This window comes from Paeniglutamicibacter gangotriensis Lz1y, from assembly GCF_000348945.1.
Lineage (GTDB): Bacteria > Actinomycetota > Actinomycetes > Actinomycetales > Micrococcaceae > Paeniglutamicibacter > Paeniglutamicibacter gangotriensis.
Genome location: NZ_AOCK01000003.1, coordinates 161,133 through 178,727, shown reverse-complemented (window position 1 = coordinate 178,727; position 17,595 = coordinate 161,133). Strand labels below are relative to the sequence as shown.

The 17,595-nt window shown below is 62.8% G+C and carries 18 protein-coding genes; 10 read left to right on the top strand and 8 right to left on the bottom strand.

The window, feature by feature from the left end:
- Positions 1–2 precede the first annotated feature (2 nt).
- A complete protein-coding gene (gene metX / locus ADIAG_RS06130; RefSeq protein WP_235045853.1) occupies positions 3–1,142 on the top strand; it encodes a homoserine O-acetyltransferase MetX in 1,140 nt (379 codons plus the stop codon).
- An 88-nt stretch (positions 1,143–1,230) separates the two neighbouring features.
- Here the strand turns inward: metX and ADIAG_RS06125 are convergent, their stop codons facing one another.
- The gene (locus ADIAG_RS06125; protein ID WP_007270458.1) at positions 1,231–1,608 is read right to left on the bottom strand and encodes an SHOCT domain-containing protein; all 378 of its coding nucleotides are present in this window, start codon (positions 1,606–1,608) and stop codon (positions 1,231–1,233) included.
- Between the two features lie 178 nt (positions 1,609–1,786).
- Positions 1,787–2,647 (bottom strand): SGNH/GDSL hydrolase family protein, encoded by an 861-nt coding sequence (locus ADIAG_RS06120; RefSeq protein ID WP_007270457.1) that lies wholly within the window; start codon positions 2,645–2,647, stop codon positions 1,787–1,789.
- 92 nt (positions 2,648–2,739) lie between these two features.
- Between ADIAG_RS06120 and ADIAG_RS06115 the strand changes: the two genes are divergently transcribed.
- Positions 2,740–3,396 carry an alpha/beta hydrolase gene (locus ADIAG_RS06115; RefSeq protein WP_007270456.1) on the top strand — a complete coding sequence of 219 codons (657 nt, stop codon included), beginning with the start codon at positions 2,740–2,742 and terminating at the stop codon, positions 3,394–3,396.
- 205 nt (positions 3,397–3,601) lie between these two features.
- Here ADIAG_RS06115 and ADIAG_RS06110 read toward each other — a convergent pair whose 3' ends face one another.
- Positions 3,602–3,829 carry an RNA-binding S4 domain-containing protein gene (locus ADIAG_RS06110; RefSeq protein ID WP_043473700.1) on the bottom strand — a complete coding sequence of 76 codons (228 nt, stop codon included), beginning with the start codon at positions 3,827–3,829 and terminating at the stop codon, positions 3,602–3,604.
- A 145-nt stretch (positions 3,830–3,974) separates the two neighbouring features.
- Between ADIAG_RS06110 and ADIAG_RS06105 the strand changes: the two genes are divergently transcribed.
- The 8 genes from ADIAG_RS06105 to ADIAG_RS06070 all read left to right on the top strand — a co-directional run bounded on the left by ADIAG_RS06105 (position 3,975) and on the right by ADIAG_RS06070 (position 11,624).
- A complete protein-coding gene (locus tag ADIAG_RS06105) occupies positions 3,975–4,955 on the top strand; it encodes a DMT family transporter (protein WP_007270454.1) in 981 nt (326 codons plus the stop codon).
- The gene (locus tag ADIAG_RS06100; RefSeq protein WP_007270453.1) at positions 4,952–5,941 is read left to right on the top strand and encodes a DMT family transporter; all 990 of its coding nucleotides are present in this window, start codon (positions 4,952–4,954) and stop codon (positions 5,939–5,941) included. Before ADIAG_RS06105 ends, ADIAG_RS06100 begins: the two co-directional genes overlap by 4 nt.
- Before the next feature lie 184 nt (positions 5,942–6,125).
- Complete coding sequence (locus ADIAG_RS06095) at positions 6,126–7,511, top strand: glycine--tRNA ligase (RefSeq protein WP_007270452.1); 1,386 nt, start codon at positions 6,126–6,128, stop codon at positions 7,509–7,511.
- Positions 7,512–7,515: 4 nt separating this feature from the next.
- Positions 7,516–8,433: a GNAT family N-acetyltransferase gene (locus tag ADIAG_RS06090; RefSeq protein WP_007270451.1), complete on the top strand. Its 918-nt coding sequence runs from the start codon at positions 7,516–7,518 to the stop codon at positions 8,431–8,433.
- Positions 8,434–8,758: 325 nt separating this feature from the next.
- A complete protein-coding gene (locus tag ADIAG_RS06085) occupies positions 8,759–9,193 on the top strand; it encodes a GntR family transcriptional regulator (RefSeq protein WP_235045845.1) in 435 nt (144 codons plus the stop codon).
- Between the two features lie 124 nt (positions 9,194–9,317).
- On the top strand, positions 9,318–10,562 hold the full coding sequence (locus ADIAG_RS06080) for a hypothetical protein (protein WP_007270449.1): 1,245 nt from the start codon (positions 9,318–9,320) through the stop codon (positions 10,560–10,562).
- 397 nt (positions 10,563–10,959) lie between these two features.
- Positions 10,960–11,328, top strand: coding sequence for a type II toxin-antitoxin system RelE/ParE family toxin (locus ADIAG_RS06075; protein WP_007270448.1), 369 nt, complete (start codon positions 10,960–10,962; stop codon positions 11,326–11,328).
- The gene (locus tag ADIAG_RS06070) at positions 11,325–11,624 is read left to right on the top strand and encodes a helix-turn-helix domain-containing protein (RefSeq protein WP_007270447.1); all 300 of its coding nucleotides are present in this window, start codon (positions 11,325–11,327) and stop codon (positions 11,622–11,624) included. Before ADIAG_RS06075 ends, ADIAG_RS06070 begins: the two co-directional genes overlap by 4 nt.
- A gap of 121 nt (positions 11,625–11,745) precedes the next feature.
- Here the strand turns inward: ADIAG_RS06070 and ADIAG_RS06065 are convergent, their stop codons facing one another.
- From ADIAG_RS06065 to ADIAG_RS06045, 5 genes are all read right to left on the bottom strand, one after another.
- Positions 11,746–12,900 (bottom strand): calcium:proton antiporter, encoded by a 1,155-nt coding sequence (locus ADIAG_RS06065; protein WP_007270446.1) that lies wholly within the window; start codon positions 12,898–12,900, stop codon positions 11,746–11,748.
- A 340-nt stretch (positions 12,901–13,240) separates the two neighbouring features.
- A complete protein-coding gene (locus tag ADIAG_RS06060) occupies positions 13,241–14,230 on the bottom strand; it encodes an ABC transporter substrate-binding protein (RefSeq protein WP_007270445.1) in 990 nt (329 codons plus the stop codon).
- A gap of 89 nt (positions 14,231–14,319) precedes the next feature.
- On the bottom strand, positions 14,320–15,198 hold the full coding sequence (locus tag ADIAG_RS06055; protein WP_152426069.1) for an ABC transporter ATP-binding protein: 879 nt from the start codon (positions 15,196–15,198) through the stop codon (positions 14,320–14,322).
- A 17-nt stretch (positions 15,199–15,215) separates the two neighbouring features.
- The gene (gene fepG / locus ADIAG_RS06050) at positions 15,216–16,301 is read right to left on the bottom strand and encodes an iron-enterobactin ABC transporter permease (RefSeq protein ID WP_007270443.1); all 1,086 of its coding nucleotides are present in this window, start codon (positions 16,299–16,301) and stop codon (positions 15,216–15,218) included.
- The gene (locus tag ADIAG_RS06045; RefSeq protein ID WP_007270442.1) at positions 16,298–17,383 is read right to left on the bottom strand and encodes an iron chelate uptake ABC transporter family permease subunit; all 1,086 of its coding nucleotides are present in this window, start codon (positions 17,381–17,383) and stop codon (positions 16,298–16,300) included. Before ADIAG_RS06045 ends, fepG begins: the two co-directional genes overlap by 4 nt.
- Positions 17,384–17,595 lie beyond the last annotated feature (212 nt).

The window sequence follows — 17,595 nt, the reverse complement described above, 5'->3', positions numbered from 1 at the left end:
GTGTGGAGACCGACGTGGTGCTCTACGACTCGGAAACTGCCGCGACGCTGGACTATGCGCCCGACGGGATCCTGCAGCACTTAACCACCGGTCCCTACACCTTTGAGACCGGGGCAACGCTGCCGCAGCTGGTGATCGGGTACGAAACCTGGGGCACGTTGAATGCTGAGGCATCCAACGCGGTCTTCATCGCCCACGCGTTGACCGGTGACAGCCATGTGGCCCGCGGGGCCTCGACCGAACCCGGATGGTGGGACGTCTTGGTGGGACCGGGGAAAACCGTAGACACCGACCGCTACTTTGTGGTTGCAGCCAATATGATCGGCGGTTGCTCCGGGTCCACCGGTCCGGCCAGCCTGGATCCGACGGGGGTGGCCTGGGGATCGCGTTTCCCCTTCACCACCATCAAAGATTCGGTGCGCGTGGAGGCCCGACTCGCCGACGAGCTAGGCATCAAGACCTGGCATGCGGTGTTTGGCGGCTCCCTGGGTGGGGCTCGTGCGCTGGAGTGGGCCATCGAGTTCCCCGAACGGGTCCGACATTGCGTGGTCGTAGCGGCCACTGCCGAAGCCTCGGCCGAACAGATTGCCTTCGCCCAGGTCCAAACCGCGGCGATCCGCTTGGATCCGGACTTCGCCGGCGGCGACTACTACTCCAATGATCGGGTGCCCTCGGCAGGGTTGGGCATTGCCCGGCGTCTGGCCCACATCACCTACCGCACGGCGTCCGAGCTGGATGTCCGTTTCGGCCGTGCAGCACAAGGTGAGGAACGGCCGATATCCAGCCACGGACGGGAACGTGGCCGGTACCAGGTGGAAAGCTACCTGGATCACCAGGCCGACAAACTGGCGGGTCGATTCGACGCCAACAGCTATCTGGTACTCACCGAGGCCTTGATGAGCCATGACGTCGGCCGCGGGCATGCTTCGCTCGAGGCCGCGCTGGAGCGCTCCCTGGGTGTGCAGTTCCTGGTGGCCGCGGTTGATTCGGATCGCTTGTATTGGCCGGAGCAGTCCGAACAATTGGCGAAGATGCTTCCGGGGGACTACAAGGTCGAATACATTTCCACACCCATCGGCCACGATGGTTTCCTGACGGATATCGAGCAGCTCAGCGAGCCGCTGCGCGAGATCTTCAGCTAGCGGTTCAGGCCTTCCACCGCTGGATAGACGAGTAGGCGGGCATGTTCCCGAAGAGCAACTTCTTCGGGAACATACCCGCCTACTTCCTTTAATCCTCGGTCAGGATCTTCATCCGGGCCTGCGCGTATTCCTCGCGAGTGATCACCTGCCGGGCCAAGAGGTCCTCGAGTTCCGCCAAACGCTTCTCACGGCTTTGCCGCGGGGCAAGCATCTGCGAATTGGCCGCACGCACGGCAAGCTCTGTTTGCAGGGTAAAGGGATCCAGGCCCGCTTTCTTGCTTGCCTTGTAGTTCCGGATCGCCACAAAGATGATGAAAATGACTACTGCGACGAAGACCACGACGAAGACGCTCATAAAGATTGACATCGCACCGAAGGCCGAGCTTGGACCTATGAATGGATCGGACTCGACGTAGCCGAAATCCACCATCTCCTGCTCGTCCATGGACATGTCTGAAAAGGTCATGTTTCAGCCGCTCTTCCGGTGTCTGCCCCGGTCCTGCCGGAGACGCATCTACTCGACGCATGAAAATAGTAGACCACAGGCCCCGGGTGATCGGTAGCGGATCCATGAATCGTGTTCCGACCGTGACAAGTCATTTCATGAGTCTGCAGGGTTGTTTCGGCAGCTTCCGCGAGGTGCCCTAGATAGCCGGGCCGTTGCCCAGTGAGGAGTTCGGCGGCTGTTCGGTGAAGGGAACCGCGAGCGGGCGCTTGGCGGTGATGCCGTCGCCGGAAGATTGGTGGCGAATGCGGCGGAGCACCCACGGCGCTAAATGGGTGCGCGCCCAGACGAAGTCATCGCGTCTGGCATCTTGCCAGGTTTTCGGTTCCACATCGTTTGGACCGACATGTTCAAGATTGTGGGGCACATTCAGCGCGTCCAAGGCCATGGCGGCAATGGTGTGGTGGCCCATGGGGGAGAAGTGCAGTCGGTCGGGGGCCCACATGCGGGTCTCATGCAGGTCGCGCAGTGACCACATATCGGCCACGACCGCGTCGTAGCGTGCGGCAATGGTGCGCAGGTTCTCGTTGTAGATGGCAACCTTGCCTCGAATGCCACCGAGCACCGGGGTATCGCGGATGTCGGGACCGGTGAAGAGCAAGATGGTGGCACGCGAGGTGGCCAGCACACGCATCAAGGCATCGAGCTTGTCGGCAATGGCGTCCGGGTCCCCGCCCGGACGGATGACGTCGTTGCCTCCGGCACACAGGCTGATGAGGTCGGGTTTGAGTTCCAGGGCCGGCGCGGCCTGTTCATCAAAAATCTGGGTGATGAGGCGGCCGCGGATCGCCAGATTCGCATAGGCGAAGTCCTCGACCCCGTGACTGAGTTGTTCGGCCAAGCGATCGGCCCACCCGCGGTATCCTCCGGGACTTTTGGCATCGACATCGCCGATGCCTTCCGTGAAGGAATCGCCCAGTGCCACGTAGCGGCGCCAGGGGTGCAGCGTGGTGTTGAGGGCGGTCGAATCCTCGGAAGACGTTTCGTTGATGTTGTTCACAAACTTATTCCTATCAAAGAATACGTTAGTTACCCAAGCGTAGGTTACGAGCACATTCCTCGAAGCGGCCTAAAACCTGCTTGACTGGTCGGGTGAGTGAAACTAGTTGGAACCCCACTGTCATTTGGTCGCGCCCGGAAACCGAGCGCGCCGGCACCCCGCTGTTGGTGCTCCTGCACGGCTACCTCTCCAATGAGGAAGATCTGATGGGGCTGGCCCCCATGCTGCCCGAGGAGTTCACCATCGCCTCGGTCCGGGCGCCGCAGGCCCTGGGCCCGGGATATACTTGGTTCCCGCTGATGCAGGACCTGGATTACTCGTTCGATGCGGTCAAACAGTCCATTGCCGACTTGTGGGAGTGGCTGGAACCAGTTTCCAAGCAGCATTCCTCGGTCAGCCTGTTGGGCTTCTCGATGGGCATGGCCGTGGCAACCTCGCTGCTACGCCACCAGCCAGAAGCCATCACCACGGTGATCGGACTGTCCGGGTTTGCCGTACCGGAGGAGGGCGAAGGCTTCTTCCAAGATGAATCGCTCAAGAAAATGAACAAGCCCGTATTCTGGGGCCGCGACCAGGCCGATCCGGTCATCACCCCGGACAAGATCGAATACACCCATGCGTGGGCGACCAATGATGTTCATGTCACCAAGGTGCTCTACTCGAACATGCTCCATTCGGTCAATGCGCAGGAAATGGCACATGTGCACGAGTTCCTGAGCCATGTTGTCTTGAAGGGCGCGACCGCCTGAGTGTTCCTGCGGTAAGTTATTGACGCATTGAACCCTGCCGTTTGTATTGTTCCAATGGGTGCAAGCGGAAAGTTTTGGGCCTCCCGCTCGGATAGCGGGAGGCCCAAAAATAACGAAGTCGCACGGCTGCCTGTCCTCGTTTAAGCATGGGGATGCGGCGGTCAGCTGGAAAGACCGTTGACCGCTGCCGGTTCGCAGTGGGGAACTATGCCGTCTCGACGATGACTGACTCGCCGTTGACGCGCACGATGTCGCCGTTACGGATCTGGGCGCCACGGCGGGTATCGACTTCGCCGTTGACGGTCACCATGCCGTCTTCAATCATTTGCTTGGCGTGGAATCCGTCTTCGGCGAACGAGGCAAGCTTTAGCAGCTGGCCCAATCGAATCGACTCGTCGCGGATCTGGATATGGAATGATTCGGATTTTGCCATGCCTCCATCATGGTGCATGCCGGTCCGCTGTGTCGCACCCGAACGGCACCAAATGCCCACAATGTGCTGTGAAAGACACAATGCCGGCCCCCCGGGCACTTCGGCGTAAGTTTCAATAGTACGAATCCCGTCCCCGAGGAGAGCCGTGGAAAGCCACGAACCCCGCACACGCGCGTTTTCGTTGGCGATAGCCGGTTCGGCCGGCATGCTGATGCCCCTGCAGGCCATGATCACGTCCCAAGCGGCCGGATATCTGGGCGGATACTTTGCCGCGGCGATGATCAGTAGCGTGGTTTCCCTGGCCTGCCTGCTGGTTGCCAGCTTTGTGCTTCCTGGGGCGCGTGCGGGCTGGAAACGCTTTGGTACCGTCTGGCGCGATCGGACGATTCCTCGTTGGTTCCTGCTGGCAGGATTCGTGGGGGCGTATTACATGGTTGCCCAGGCCATGAGCGTTAGCAACATCGGCCTGGCGCTCTTCGCCGTGGCTGTCGTCGGCGCGCGGACACTCGCCAGTATCGTGATCGACGTGATCGGGTTCAGTCCGGCTGGCAAGCAGCCGGTGACTCGCATCCGGATCCTCGGCGCTGCACTGCTGGTGATTGGTGCTGTCATCGCCGCATGGGGGACCGGGGAACGTACCTCTGAATCGTCTTTGGCCTGGGTCTCCCTGCTGGTGGCCATCGGGGCCGGGCTCTTGGTGAGTTTCCAACAATCCATGAACGGCCGCGCCGGCCAAGGCTACCGTTCCACGACCACTGCCACCGCGCTGAACTATCTGGCTGCCACGGCCGGCCTGCTCGTGGCCATGGTGATCCTCGCGGTGCTGGAGATCGAGAGCTTTGGATTCGCGACGGTGCCGCTGTGGTGGATGTACCTGGCGGGGCCCCTGGGGATCATGTTTGTGGTCACGGGTGTGACCTTGGTACCCAAGCTCGGTGCACTGGTACTGGGCATCGGGTTGGTCACCGGGCAATTAGTGGGCTCGCTGGTCATGGACCTGATCCTGACGCCCGAAAAGGTGGGCGCCAATGAAATTATTGGAACATTGGTAACCCTGCTGGCGGTGTTGGTGGCCTCTTGGCAGCCCAACGGCCGACCGCGGTGGACGGCACGGAAGAGTAAATGAATTCATCACCAGCAACCACGGGAAGGCAGGGACGCTCACTGGCGCCCCTGTACCTGGCGAGCGCGGTTCTAGCCGGGCTGACCATGCCGATCCAAAGCCGTGTCAACGGGGCCCTGGGCATCCGGCTCGGCGACCCGGTCGCTGCCTCGCTTGTCAGTTTCACCACTGGGCTCATCCTGTTGGTCATCGTGTCCTTGGTGTTTCCCCGGGCTCGGGCGGGTGCCATGTCCATTCCGCGGGCCTTGCGGGAGAAACGATTCCCTCGCTGGTACTTGACTGCCGGTTGTGTTGGCTCCTTCGTGGTGATCTCGCAAACGTTGACGGTGCCGTTGCTGGGTGTCGCACTGTTCACCGTCTCGATCGTTACCGGCCAGACCCTGGGCTCGTTGTTGGTTGACACGCTCGGCTTCGGGCCCGGCGGACGCAGGCGCATCAGCGTGATCCGCGGGTTGGGAGCCGGGCTGACCATCGCAGGGGTGGTGTGGGCTGTGAGCCCGCGTATGGGTTCGGCAGCCGAAATCGCCACATTGCTCGTGCCGATGGCCATTCCCTTGGTGGTGGGTTTCCTCATGGGGTTCCAGGCAGCGATGAACGGGGTCCAAGCGCAGGTCTATGGGACACCGGTGGCCGCGACGCTGGTGAACTTCCTGGTCGGCGGAATCCTGCTGAGCATCCTGCTGCTGGTCAGGCTTCCGATCACCGGCCAACCTGAAGCGTTGCCTACGCAATGGTGGTACTACCTCGGTGGTCCACTGGGATGTGTGTTCATCGGGCTTTCCGCGTTCCTGGTCAAACACCTGGGAGTACTGTTGACCGGATTGGGAATGATCTGTGGGCAGCTGGTGGGCTCGCTGCTCATCGACGTGATCGTGCCTGCCCCCGGCTCCGTCGTTAATGCAGCTACCGTCGCCGGGACGCTGCTGACCCTGACCGCGGTGGCCCTGGCATCGACTCCCGGCAGCATGCTTCGGCGACTACGGAGTTAAGACACCGGTTGCAACATTCTTCTCGGGCGCGTCTTCCCACTGCCGTGGTCGGGGCGCTGTACTGAGGAGGAGCGGCGGCGGAAGCTAAACTCGGACTTCAGTTGGCAAACACGTTAGGCTTAGCGGGTATGTTTTCGCCCAAAACGGACCGCAACCAGCGGCCTCGTGAACCATTGGAGTTGTTATGGCGCCTCAGTCAAAGCTCGATCAAGTCATTTCCCTCGCCAAACGGCGCGGCTTCGTTTTCCAGGCCGGTGAAATCTACGGTGGCTCCCGCTCTGCTTGGGACTACGGACCCTTGGGCACCGAGCTGAAGGAAAACATCAAGCGTCAGTGGTGGCAGACCTTCGTCCGCGGACGCGAGGACATGGTGGGCCTTGATTCCTCCATCATCCTGCCCAAGACCGTCTGGGAAGCCTCCGGTCACGTCGCGACATTCACCGACCCGCTGGTCGAGTGCACCTCCTGCCACAAGCGCCACCGTCATGACCACCTCGTGGAAAACTTCGTCACCAAGAAGAAGCGCGAACCGGTCGACGGCATGAGCGAAATCGCCTGCCCCGACTGCGGCACCAAGGGCCAGTTCACCGAACCGCAAATGTTCTCCGGTCTGATGAAGACCTTCCTGGGACCTGTCGACACCGCAGCCGGCATGGCCTACATGCGCCCGGAAACCGCCCAGGGTATCTTCGTGAACTTCAACAACGTGCTCACCGCCTCGCGCAAGAAGCCGCCCTTTGGCATCGGCCAGATCGGCAAGGCGTTCCGCAACGAGATCACCCCGGGCAACTTCATCTTCCGCACCCGGGAGTTCGAGCAGATGGAAATCGAGTTCTTTACCGCTCCCGAGGACGCCCCGGCGTTCTTTGATACCTGGGTCGAGGACTGCTGGGCCTGGTTCCTGGACTTGGGCATCAACGAGGAGAACCTGCGCCGCTTCGATGTCCCTGACGGGGAGCGCGCCCACTACTCGGAGGCCACCATCGACTTCGAATACCGCTTCGGCTTCCAGGGCTCGGAGTGGGGCGAGCTCATGGGCGTTGCCAACCGCACCGACTACGACCTCTCCTCGCACTCCAAGGCCTCGGGCACCGAACTGTCCTACTTCAACCAGGCCACCGGCGAGCGTTACACCCCGTACGTGATCGAGCCGTCCTTCGGCCTGACCCGTTCGATGATGGCCTTCTTGGTCGATGCCTACGTCGAGGACGAGGCCCCGAACGCCAAGGGCGGGGTGGACAAGCGCACCGTGCTGAAGCTCGATCCGCGCCTGGCACCTGTCAAGGCCGCGGTGCTTCCGCTCTCGCGCAACGAGGACCTGTCCCCGAAGGCCAAGGCACTGGCCGCCGAGCTGCGCAAATCCTGGAACATCGACTTCGACGATGCCGGGGCCATTGGCCGCCGCTACCGTCGCCAGGATGAGATTGGTACCCCGTTCTGCATCACCGTGGACTTCGACACCCTCGAAGACCAGGCCGTGACCATCCGCGACCGCGACACCATGACGCAGGAACGTGTGGCGCTGGATCAGGTGCGCAGCTACCTCTCCGAGCGCCTCAACGGAGCCTAGGGCCATGTCGAGACTCGAATTCCGCCCCTGGACCGACGGGGATGACCTGGCACTGCTGCAGATCCTCGGCGATCCGGCGTCCCCGCACGCCCACCAGGACCGGACGATGTTCCGCAAGGATTCGAACGCACCGTTCAGCCGGGCACTGGTGGCCACCGATCAGGGTGTCGCCGTGGCCGCGGCCGTGGTGTTCGCCTCCACGCTGCACCCCACACGGCTGTGGCTCTATGTGGAAGTGGCGCGCGAACACCGGCGCACCGGGTTGGGCACTGAACTAGTGACGCGTCTGCGCGCCTTGGTTCCGCGGGACCAGCCGGCCGAGCTCAAGGCCCGCTACACCGTGACCGCCGGAACCGACGCGGCCACCGCCGCGGGGTTCTGTGCTTCGCTGGGCATGAGCGAAATCCAGGTGGCCCGCGACGTCGTGGTGGAGCCCGGCGGCCTGGCGCTGCCGCTTTTCGATGACGACGGGTTGACCCTGGATGACATCGGCACCGGCAGCGTCGAGCTGACCAAGCTGGTGGTGGAGTTCTACAACTCCATCCACGGCTGGGATCCGGCGAACATGACGTTGGGCAGTGCGCAGAAGATGCTGCTCGATGACAACACCGGAGCCCAGGGCGTGATCGTGTTCCGTGACAGGCCCAAGGCCAAGGGCGGGAAGATCCTGTCCTTTGCCATCAGCTACACCCCGGCACGCGTTGACGCACCGGCCGATGTGTTGCTGGGTTGGAACCCGGAGCTGAGCCAAGACGATTCGGCGGAGCCGATCCGCGGGATGCTGGCGATGCTGGCCCACCAGTACCCGGTGAAGCTGGAGGTCGACGGTTCCATGGTCGTGCTTTCCTCGCTGATCGACGTGCTGGTTGCCGCGAAGCACGCGACGGTCATTGCCACCACGCACATTGTGGCGACCGCGTAACACCAAGCAGTCAACGCCGATGGCGTCGGTTCGTATCCCTCACGGGGTGGGAGCCGACGCCATCGTTGTTTATCCGGTGCCGCTTATCTACGGGTAAATGTCGGTGCTGCTCAGCCCATGAATTCGAGCAATCCCAGGTACACGTTGAACGCGGGCGCGCTCTCGGGATCAGCTGTCGAAGCTTCCGCCCATTCCTTCTGCAAGAGCACGGGGGAAGCCTTCAGAGTTGGGTCGTGCCCATTTGCGGTCTTGTATCAGAGTCTTGACACAACGGGGTAAGGCTGCTTGTATTGTCGCACTGATACAAGTTGGGGGGGTGGGATTCGTGAAAGCGTCGATGGCGTCCGGCGGAATTTCCCGCCCACCGACTTCGTTGAACGAGCAAGCCATAGGAGCCGGCTCGATCATCGTTGACCCGGCCCATCCGTCGGGTCCAGCCGAACAGGTCCGCAGTCAGCTCACCGCGCTCATCCACGGAGGAGTACTTCCGGCCAACGCCAAGCTGCCCACCGTGCGGCAACTCGCCGGAGACCTGCGTCTGGCCGCCGGTACGGTGGCCAAAGTCTACAAGGATCTGGAGGCCGCGGGGCTGGTTCGCACGGGTAGGGCCGCCGGAACTCGGGTGAATCCGGGCCAGGGCCTGGCCGAACCGGCACTCGTTGAGGCGCAGATTTTTGCCCATGCTGCCCAAACCGCGGGCCTGAGTCTCGAACAGGCACAGGGATTGCTCGCCGTGGGGTGGGACCGTACGGCCAGCTGAAAATTTCGTATCATCTCCGCCACCACCTGCCGGCGTCCGCACGCCAGGTGGCGGGGCATCGACACAGCGTCGAAGTCTGCGGATGGCGGACCCCTGCGGGTCCTGGCACATGGTGGGATGAACGATGGAAATTCTGACAAGTACGAACCTGATTTTGATAGCAGCGACGATCCTCGTGGCGGGTCTGGTGTGGGTGGTCATCCGCTCCGTGCCGCGCACCCGCGGCAAACTCAAAGCGGAAACCGCAAAACTTGATTCGCCAACCCGGAGAGCCGCCGCCACGCTGCTGGCCGGATGGGGTGCTGCCGCGGGTTGGGCGCTGGGTGCGGGGATTGCGGTTTACCTGGCGTCGCGGGTGGCCGCCAGTGTCTGGCTGAGGGCGCGGACTGATGCGGATCTTGGGCCATACTATGATGCAACCGAGGAAAATTTCCAAGGTTTCATGGCCTGCCAGAGGTTGCCAGAGTCAAGCTCCGGGGCCACGGAGACCGAGGTTCAACACTGCATGGATGCGCTGGGGGAGGCGCCCATCGGCCCGCCGGAAGTTAATGACGCGTGGCCATTATTGTTGGGATGGATTTCGCCCTTGGTTGCTGCGCTGGTCGTCTTGGGCCTGTTGGCACTGCTGTTGGCCCGCCGCCGTGCTGCTGCCGCCGGGGAGCTCGCGGTTCATTCTGCGGCGCTACGCCCGCGGGGCATCATGAGCTTTGGTCCACGCTGGGCCCTGGCCATCCCCGGGATCGCTGCCCTCTTGCTGGTGGGATTGCTCGTGGTCACCGGCCTGAACTCCAGTCCGGACAGCTGGGGCAGATTTACCCAGCTGGTGGTCCCACGCAACAGCTCGGCGGCTGCCCCGGATGGGGGATACGGGCTGCCGTTGACCCCTGGAACCGAATCGACGTTGTTCCCCGGGTGGTTCTTCGGTATCCCGCTCATGGTGGTGGCCCTCGTACTTCTGCTCACTGTGGGCATCTTGCTGCGTTCACTGGCCCAGTCACCGAGGCCAGTGGATCCGAGCATTCTGGAGATTGACGACCTGGCCCGCACGCTAAAGGCCAAGTTTGTTGCCGGAGTTTCCGGAGCAGGATTACTGACCGTGCTGGGGTCGATGGGAATCCATACCGGCGGTGCCATGCTGACCATGGCGGGGGATGTGCGTCAGGTTGAAGGCCAGGCTGAGTTCTTTTATCACGACAGCATGCTTAGCGGTGTTTACCTTGCCGTTGCCGGCTTGCTGTTCTGGGTGCTGGCGATACTGATGCTGGTCCTCGCCGTCTCCGCAATGATTGAGCTGGTGGCGGCACGTTCGTTGGCAGTTGCAGTGGCACTGGATGAAGAAAATCAGGGCACGACATTTGGTACCCACTGAGCCCTCCACGGCAAGGAACAGAGAGATGAACGCGCCGCGGGCTCCGTTTCGCTTTCCCATCGGCAACGTGAAAAGGAGTCATCGGACGTGCTAGGTGCCGCGCATCCTGAGGTGAGCATGGCACCGACCCCAACCATACGGGGGTCGGTCCAGGCAGGCCGATGTTGATTGAACCTGTACGCGGGAATGCGTTGCCAGTCCCGCTGGTCGGGGAACCGTTTGGTTCCTGATCGCAGGTGAGCCGGTGTGGGTAAACATTTCCGCCAAGGGTCATCACGGCAGTCGCAAAAGGCGCATCGCCGGCTGAAGCGTTGTTTGCTCCTGAAGCAGAACTCAAGTTATCCCGAATGTCCGATATCCGTAGCTTCGGATATCCTGTCCTTGGTATGCTTCGGATATGAGGTGGACGGTACTATTATCCGACGAAGTTCGCACGTGGTACGTGGGATTGAGCCCGTCGGGCAAGGCGGCCACAGATCGGATCATCGAACGCTTGGCCACCTACGGATATATGTTGCGGATGCCCCATTCGAAGCCGTTGGGCGATGGGCTGCACGAGTTGCGGTTTGTCGCCGAGGACGTTTCTAGGCGCATCACTTACGTACTTGACCGGGAACATCAGGCAGTGACATTGACGACGTTCCGCAAGCAGCGGCTGAATGAGCGGGCGGAAATTCTTCGGGCCAGACGTGCTCAGTCAGCACATGAAAAGGCACGAGCTGCTGACAAACATGAAGCTATGAAAAAGGGCAGGAAAAAACCATGATGACCAACAGCACACCCTGGGAAAAGGTTCGCGACGATTCGCTGTCGACCATGACTGCCGGCGAGCGTGAAGAGTACGATGCTGCTGCCATCGAAGCCGAAGCTCGGCTGGAACTGGCGGAACTCGTTTACAGTGCCAGGAAGGCAGCAGGTCTCTCACAGACCGAGTTGGCACGTCGTGCCGGAACCCGTCAGTCCGTAATATCTGCCATCGAAAATGGTGCACAAGCTCCGGGTGGGGTCATGCTATCGAGGATCGCGCACGCTCTGGGTGGTTCGCTTCGCATAGCCGCATAACCTCCCCTCGAGAGGTTGTTGGGTAGCTTAGCCCCGAAGCATCCGCGGACGCGAACCAAGGGCCTTCAGTTCGGTGGACCGCCGCTGATACCGACCGGTCTGCTGGGTTGGAATGCCTAGATCATGAAAACACCGTGATGCCGTAGACGGCGAAGAGCACCAAGTGGGCGGCGCCGCTGACGGCTGTGACTTTCTTCGCTGCAAAAGTCGCCACCGACAGCAGCAACGTGATGCCCAGCAGGGCCAGCCCCACGGGGGACTCGGCCAGAACTACCGGCTGGCCGGTGAGCAGACCGATGATCAGGACCGCGGGAATCGTCAGGCCGACCGTGGAGACCAGGGCACCGTGGCAGAGGTTGCTGACCCGTTGGATTTCTCCTTGCATTGCTGCGCGCACCGAGGTGATTGATTCGGGCAGGAACACGATCATCGCGATCAGGATGCCGGACAGGGCCACCGGGGCACCGAGACGGTCCAGACCGTCATCGAGCAGCGTGGCCATGTCGTGGGAGAGCAACACGATGGGCAAAACCGTCACGACCAGCAGCCCCAGCCGCAGCAGGATCTCGGTGCGGTGCTTGGCGAGGATGACGGTGATGTGTTCCCGCTCCCGCGGCACAGCGGCTCCGAGCGACGGGGCCGCGAGGAGTCGCGGGTCAACTTCGCGGAAGTTCTCGGCCTGCTGGCCCATCTGCCGGATGAGGAAGAAGGCATAGAGGCCAAGGGTCAAGACGATGATGGGGATTTCCTGGCCCACCGTGTAGGAACCCGCGTCTCCGATCAAGGCGGGCAAGGCGAAGGCCAAGGAAACCAAGACGACGAGCATGCCGAGGTAGGCGGAGGCTCCGGTGCGGTTGTGTTCCATATCCCCGTGCCTGATGCCGCCGACCAGCAGGGACAGCCCAATGACAGCATTGAGGATAATCATCGACACGGCCATCACCGAGTCACGGGCGATCGTGGCATGCTCACCGGGCCCAAGCATGACCGCGGAAATGAGCACCACCTCGATCAGCACGATCGAGAGTGTCAGCACCAAGGAGCCGTAGGGGTCGCCAAGCCGGCGGGCGAGGTGCTCTGCCTCGTGCACCACGCCGAAAGAACAAATGAGGATGACACCGACGATTGCGGCAAGGACCAGCACCAGTGGCGCGCCGGGCAGCGGGGCTTCGAGCAGTGGCCCGGCAGCCAGCATTGCAAGGACCGCGCCCCAGCCGATGCCCAGGCGCATCATGGCCGAGCGCGTGAAAATGGATCGGTTGGTAGTGGAAAGCATGGGGATGAACCCTATTCCACGAGGTCGTCCTCGTGTTCAGTGTTTCGAACGGGCCGTCCCGTCCGTATTCCTTTCAGTCGCGCCTAGCGGGCAAACGACTGCTGCAGCGCCGCGGTGCACAATGCGGGCGGCGTCCACCACCGAGGATATGCCAATCGGCGGGCGGAGCGGGAATCGGGCCACCGAGCCGGTGGCCAACCGGTTGCCGGAACCAGGCAACCGAAGGCAAAAACTTTCCCGCCGCAGGGGCCCGATGAAGCGGACCCCGGCGGCGGGAACGGCCGGGCGGCCAACAGTCGTCGCGCCGCACGGCGCCCGCCGGGAACCCGCGGAAAATCGGTTAAGACGCCACGGGTTCGGCGGCCTCGAGGACCTCGATCAGCTCATCGAACCACTGCACGTAGCTGGCGTAGGTGAAGGGACGCTTGTCATCCCATTCGACGACCTGTCCGGCCTTCACCGCGGGCAGGGCACTGAATACCGGGTGGTCCTTGACCTGTTCGGCGGTGCCGGAGTAGCTGAGCACGATGTCGGCTGGGTAGTCGCCGACCTTTTCCCAGCTCAGTGAGGCCCAGCCGCTTTTGTCGGTGGGCCCGGTGAGGGTGAAGCCCAGTTCCTCCAGCAGCGCCAGCTGGCCCAGGGATTTTTGGCCGACATACAGTTCGTCGTAGCCGTTGAGGGCAATGATCTTTAGCTCCGGTTTCTCCTGGGCCAAGGTCTTGAGGGTCGCCAGGCGTTCGTTGAATGCGTTCTTGGCGGAAATCGCCGCCTCGGATTCGATGTCCCCACCCAGGGCCTTGGCCAACGATGCGTAGTCCTCGATGACCTCCTGGACGGGGCGGCTGCCGAACTTCACGGGCAGGAACGGGGCCGTCGCGGTGGCATCCGATTGGACCTTCTCGTCCCACCAGGTCCACCCGGAGCCGTCGGTGTTGCCGAAGCCGACGATGACGTCCGGTTTCAGGGAGAGTAGCTTCTCGAGGTTGAACTCGGCGTCCTTGCCGACGATGGCCATCTGGCTGACATCGGCGTTGCCCACGGACAGGCCACCTTCCTCGGTAAGCCCGAAGCCGAAGACTCCGGTGGGGCGTACCCCGTAATCCCACAGGGCCGCGGCGGAATAGGCATCAACGACAATCGAATCGGGCGCTTCATCCAGGGTGGTGGTCTTGGAGAACCCGGTATCTGTGAAGCTCCACGGGCCGGAGGAGGGACTCGTGGCAGTGGAAGTGTCTGCCGCGGCACCGTTGGATGCGCCGCACCCGGTCAGCGCGATTAATGCGGCCATTGATGTCGCGGTCAGGAAGGTACGACGGGTGGGTGTTCTCATGGTGCGGGTATTCCTTTGCAGCGGTGCGGGCCGACCGGGAACCGGCCGACTTTGGTGGGTGTTCGTGGGGGAGAATCCCGGTGCCGGGCCTACTCCTCGGGGTGGCCCAGCGGGATGACCAGCGGGGTGTGGGAGACGGGGTCCTGAATGATGCGGCAGGGCAGGCCGAAGACCTCCTCGACCAGTTTCTCGGTCACGATCTCGGCCGGGGCGCCTTCGGCGATGATCGCACCGTCCTTCATCGCGATCAGATGGTTGGCGTAGCGGCAGGCATGGTTCAAATCGTGCAGCACCGCGACGATGGTATGTCCGCTGCCGCGGTTCAGCTTCCGGCACAGCTCCATGATTTCGATTTGGTGGGCGATGTCCAGGAAGGTTGTGGGTTCATCAAGCAGGAGCAGCGGGGTTTGCTGGGCGAGGACCATGGCCACCCAGACGCGTTGGCGTTGTCCACCGGAGAGCTCGTCCACCAGCCGTCGGGAGAGTTCGGTGGTGTTGGTGGCGCGCAGCGCCTCGATGGTTGCTGCCTCGTCGTCATCGGACCACCGGGAGAGGATCTTCTGGTGGGGGTAGCGGCCGCGGGCCACGAGGTCCGCGACGGTGATGCCATCGGGGGAGATCGAACTCTGCGGCAGCAGCCCCAGCCGCGTGGCGACCTGTTTGGCCGGGATTGAATGGATCGGCTTGCCGTCCAGGATCACCCGTCCGGAGCTGGGCTTCAGCAACCGGGAGAGGGCGCGCAACAGCGTGGACTTGCCACAGGCATTCGGCCCGATGATCACGGTGAAGGAACCGTCCGGCACGCAGACGTTCAAATCCTTGGAGATGACGCGTTGATCGTAGCCCAGGGTCAGGTCGTGTCCGGAGAGCCGGCCTGCGGTCGGGGCGGGGTTTGGTGCTGGGGCGGTTCCGGTGCGCGCCAGGGTGCCGGCCGGTGACGTGGACACCGTGGTGGTGTTGGTGTTCATCTGCTCTGTGGTTCCTCTCATTGTCGTTTGGCCTCGCGGATCAGCAGCCAGATCAGGTAGGCGCCGCCGAGGCTGACGGTGACCACTCCGACCGGCAATGCCGTATCGGTGAAGGCCCGTTGGGCGATCAGGTCGCTGGCCAGCAACAGCACTGCGCCGAGAACCGCAGCAGGTGCCATACGGACCCCCGGGGTGCGCGCGAGGCGCCGGGCCACCTGTGGGGCAGCTAAGGCGATGAAGGCAATGGGACCGGCCGCGGCGGTGGCCAATGCGGTGAGGCCGACCCCGACCACCATCAGCAGTAGCCGGGAGGATTCCACACGGATTCCCAGGGCGCTGGCCGCGTCGTCACCCATTTCCATCATCTTCATCCGCGGAGCCAAGGCGGCGGCCGCGGCAAAGAAAACAGCCGTGACAAGCAGTGCCGGCACCCCCTGTTCCCAGCCGATGGCATTAAGCGAACCGGCGCCCCAGATAGCTGCAGACATGGCTTCTTCGAGGTTGGCGCGCAGGATCAGCCAGGTGTTCACCGAGGCGAGGAAGGCGCTGAAGGCAATGCCGACGATGATGAGCCTGAAGCCCTGGGAACCGCGCTTGTAGGCCAAGAGGTACACCATCGCGGCGGTGGCCAGACCCCCGGCCAAGGCGCCGACGGCGACCTGAAGGTAGCCGCCGCCGAGCACCAGGATGACCAGCAGTGCGCCGGTGTAGGCACCGGTGTTAAAGCCAATGATGTCCGGGCTGCCCAGGGGGTTGCGGGTCATGGACTGGAAGATCGCACCGCTGGCACCCAGTGCGGCCCCGAGCAGCAGGGCCATCAGGACCCGCGGCAGACGCCACGTGAGGACCACAAGTTCGCTCTGCTCGCTGCCCTGGCCAAGCAAGGTGCGGACCACCTCGCCCAGAGTCAACGTGAAGTCTCCGGTCGCCAGAGCATAGAGCGCCAGTGCGATTCCCGCAATCGCCAGCACGGAGCAAACCAGCATGGTTCGCAGTTCCAGACGCAGGGTGAAACGGCCGGTGCGCGAGGTCAGGATCTTGTGACCGGGGCCGAAATCCACACCGGTTTCAGGAGGTGTCGCCACCCGAGTCCACGCGCTCACAGCCCACTCACCTTGCTGCGGCGGACCAGCCAGATCAACACCGGGGCGCCGATGAACGCGGTGATGACGCCGACCTGCAATTCACCGGGAGGGATGACTACCCGCCCCGCCACGTCGGAGACCAACAAGAGAATGGGGCCCATGGCCAAGCTGTAGAGGATGATCCAGCGCTGGTCAGGGCCCACGATCCAACGGGCGATGTGGGGGATCATGAGCCCGATAAACCCGATCGGGCCTGCGGCAGCGGTGGCGGCTCCGCACAGGAGCGTCACAGCAATGATCACCACGGTGCGGGTGCGGTTGATGTTGGCACCCAGCGCGCGGGACATATCGTCGCCCAGCGACAACGCGTTCAGGGCCCTGGCACAGAAGAAGGCCATGATGAGGCCCACGACGATGAACGGTGCAATGGTCAACGCCATTTCAAGCGTGCGGTTGTTCAGCGAGCCGGCGCCCCAAAAACGCATGCGGTCAAACGCCGCTGGGTTCAGCAAGGTGATGCCGTTGGAAATGCCACCGAGCACGGCGCCCAACGCCACCCCGGCAAGTGTCAGTCGCACCGGTGTCACCCCGCCGCGTCCACGCGATCCGATCACATACACGGCGACGGTGGTGATGATTGCGCCGCCGAAGGCAAACCAGATGTAGTCCTGGATCGAGGTCAGTCCGAATACGGCGACGGCAATCACCACGGCGAAAGCAGCGCCCGCGTTGACACCCAGGATGCCAGGATCGGCCAGCGGGTTGCGCGTTAATGCCTGGATGAGCGCACCGCCGACCGCCAGGGCCAGTCCGACCATGAGTCCGACGATGGTTCGCGGGACCCTCAGCTCGTTGAGGATCACCAGATTCTCCGGGCTGCCGCTGCCGGCCAGGCCGCGAAAAACCTCAACGGGGGGAATCGCTTTGGCCCCAACCGCCAGGGAAAGCAATACAACCGCGCACAGTGCGGCAAGGGCTAGCAGGAGCCCGGAGAGCCGGGAAGTGTTGGAATCCGCCAGGCCCGAGCTTTCCTCGGCGGGTTCTGCCTCGGGGGTCGCCGCTGCGCGTGGAGCGGCCGGGCGTTGCAGGAAAGTGGTCATTCAACAATCCGATTGATTAGGTAACGCTAACCTTATCGTCGGCGCAATAGATCACGCTACCATGTGGATATTGCTTGGCCGACGAAGATGACCAAACTCGTCGCCGGGCATCGACTTTGGCCGGCAGTGGCAGGTGGGGGCCGGGCTGGCGCTGGCGAACCACCGTTGCAGCCACGCTGGCGGTCGCACCTTCCGCCACGTGCGCCGGGTTT